We start from the raw sequence: 1,222 nt of genomic DNA on the forward strand, positions 1-1,222 counted from the left end.
AGGGAGATCACGATGTCCATCAACCGCTTGATGCGGAGCTGCACCGCCCGAGCTGCGCCATCCGGCCTCTTCATCTTACTTCACCCCAGCCTTTTGACGCGCAATAGATCCGCATACAGGGTCAGATATTGCTGGACGATATGCTCCACTCGGAAACGCTCCACTGCCAAGCGCCGGGAGACTTCTCCCATCCGGCGGCGTAGCGCCGGGGCGTGAACCAGATTGCGTAGAGCCTCCGCCAGCGCTTCGGAGTCCCGTGGTGGTACCAGAAATCCGTTCTCTCCCGGGATAACCGCCTCACGACAGCCTGGCACGTCTGTCGCGACCACCGGCAGCCCCATGGCCATCGCTTCCAGGATCGCAACGGGGGTGCCTTCTCTATAAGAGGGGAGCACAAAGATATCCGTGATCGCCAGCCAGGGCACCACGTCCTTCTGCCAGCCAGGGGCCAGGACAATACCTTTCTGGATATAATCCTGCACATCCTCCCAGGTCAAAGAATCGGGGTTTCCGGGATCGGGCTCGCCGATGAGCACGAAGTGCGCCTGCCCCTTCAGGCGCTCCGCCGCCTCCAGGAATTCCCGAACCCCCTTGGGGGCGATCAGACGCGCGATCATGGTGACCACAATGGCATTCGATGGAATCCCCCACCTCTGGCGAATGGCCTGACGTTCAGCCGAAGAGAAGCGCTCTGGCGAGAACGCCTCCACATCCACGCCTGTGCTGACAATCAACCGGGCTTGCTCCGGACGACAGAGCCCTCGGCTCAGGTAGTAATCCCGGTCGTTGGGGTTCTGAAAAACAACCGCGTCCGCCGCCCGCAAAGCCTGACGGGTCACCTGCTCCACCAGCCAGCGGGCCAGACGGGTCTTGAGATCGCGGTTGATGTAGAGCGTGCCTAACCCAGTTACTGTACCAATGATGACTGGCACTCCGACCAACCGTCCGGCCAGGGCTCCGTATGCATTGGGCCGCAGCGTGAAGGTTTGGAGCATATCCGGCTGGAGTTCCCGCAGGATAGACCTCAACCGCAGAACCGTCCCCAACGCTTTCAGCGGGTTAAAGGTCTTACGGTCCACCGGTAAGGGCACAAACGCTACCCCATACGCTTGAAAACGCTGGCTGTATTCCCCAGGCGGGGAAATCGCAAACACCTGTGCTCCCCGCTCCCGAAGCGCTCGCATCACAGGCATCCGGAAGCGGTAAAGATAGAAATCGTGGT

Annotated in this window: 1 protein-coding gene; it reads right to left on the bottom strand. The window is 60.6% G+C overall.

Annotated features, from left to right (window positions below; all coding sequences use genetic code 11):
- Positions 1-80: 80 nt before the first annotated feature.
- Positions 81-1,222, bottom strand: a 1,142-nt coding sequence (locus ABJK56_RS05745; RefSeq protein WP_347243710.1) for a glycosyltransferase family 4 protein, incomplete at its 5' end; no start/stop codon positions are given.

This window comes from Thermogutta sp. (assembly GCF_039793925.1).
Classification (GTDB): Bacteria; Planctomycetota; Planctomycetia; order Pirellulales; family Thermoguttaceae; genus Thermogutta.